Annotated in this window: 1 protein-coding gene and 1 pseudogene; both read left to right on the top strand. The window is 62.1% G+C overall.

All coding sequences use genetic code 11. From position 1 onward, the window contains the following. Positions 1-705, top strand: a 705-nt coding sequence (locus tag AC1EJR_RS27245; protein ID WP_477147852.1) for a hypothetical protein, incomplete at its 5' end; no start/stop codon positions are given. Next, positions 645-1,739: pseudogene (locus AC1EJR_RS27240) on the top strand (hypothetical protein); the annotation flags it as partial. The gene AC1EJR_RS27245 and the pseudogene AC1EJR_RS27240, both read left to right, overlap by 61 nt.

Here is a 1,739-nt window from a genome sequence, read left to right as displayed (position 1 = left end):
GCCCTGGCCACCACCGTGGCCGACTACGTAACTGTCGCAAGATCGGCGCCGGTCGGGCCCCGCGCCTTCATGCCGCCTTCCGCGCCGAACTTTGGTGGACGCGTAGGGCGGACCGATGCCACCCAATCAGCCTGCCGCCGCCGCAGCCCGGACATGCAGGCCGCCATCATCGCACTGGACGACCCCGCCGGCGTTGCGCAAGACCTCGCCGCCCTGATCCACTGGCATCAGGAGCGCTTGCTGGACACCTACGTCCCGGCGGGCAAGTACGACAAGAAGAACGGCTATGGTAACTATCCCACCACGCATCGGAATCTGGTTGCACTGGATGGCGCCATCAAGTCGCTGCGGCAGTCCAATGACGAGAAGGTGAGGTGGCAAGTGTTCAAGGATGCAAAGGACTCTGCGGACAGGCTCGAGAACGATGCCGGGATGGCCGGTCAGGCGGGCCTGGAGGAGTTGTACGCAGCGATCAGGCATCCCTCGCTGCAGACCATCGAGTCGGCCCAGCGTGGATCATGGGCAAATTACCTGCGCCGCTTCAAACCGGAACTCCATAGCGCGTGGCGCAATGGTTCAAGACGCAGTCTGACGCGCTGCACGCCCAGCACGTCGAACCCCTGGCAAAGGCCCACGCCGCATGGATGCAGAGCAACCTTCTCGCCAACAAGCTCGACTGCACGCACGATGGGAGCAATGCGCTAAGCGGCGACGCCTACGCGGAGACCTTGCAGCGATGCATCGCCACAACCCAGCAAATCGACGGCTGCGCCGCGGTCTACCTCCAATGGCTAAAGGGGGACATCACTGACAAGAGCAATCTGCTGCTGCGAGCGCTGGTGCTGCGCCAGGACGCACTGATCCGCGAGATGGCCGCCATGCCGCTGGACCCGGAAAAAGTACTGTGGGGAACGCTGATGGACCAGTACAAGCAGCACATGCAGGCGTTGCTCAAGCCCGCCTGGGATGCGAAGGTGAAGGCGGCTATGGCACAAGACGAGGTGGACAAGGCGAAGGCCGATTACGACAGCGCCGTCCGTGACATCGCCGAGGCGATGGATATGGGGGCGGCGGAAATTGGCGACACCCTGCGTCAACGCAGACTGAAGACTACGGCCGAGCGCCTGAGGGCCGCAAAGGCAAAAGCACGCGCCGCGAAGCAGGAAACCAATGGAAAGCTGCTACCGGACTCCGTCGCCAGCTTGCTGGTCCACGTTGCCGCTCCAATCGCCACGGCCTTGCGCGAATACAACAACAACGCCGCCGAGCGCGCGCTCGCACGCTGGATGGCGATTATCGGCGTGACGATGCGCACGCCGGTGGGCGTGATCGATGTCAGCGGCAAGGCGGGAGACACCATCAAATTCCTTGCACAGACGTTCGTCGGCAATCTCGTTGAGGCAGGCAAGCGCAGCGACAAGCCGCTGAGCAACGACCAGATCCGGCAGTTGACRGCATACGCCGAACGGCAGGTGGCGGGAAGCTTCGCCAGCGGCAATATCGGTGCATTCAACATGGCCATTGCGTCCAAGGATGTGAAAGCGAAGATTGCCGTGTTTATCACCGACGACATGGATAAGGCGCTCGCGAACATCAAGGACCCAACCAAGAAAATCGCTTGGCTGGCCGAACATGTGAAAACCCCAAAGAGCCTGCACGAATACGGCGTACTGAAGATCGGCAGCTCGATCCCGATTTACGGCGCGGTATCGCAGGGAATCCTGACAGCTATCGACGCC

It is taken from the genome of Cupriavidus sp. 05T42 (assembly GCF_056396345.1).
The sequence above is the reverse complement of the archived record's forward strand: the minus strand, read 5'-3'. Positions and strand labels throughout refer to the sequence as shown.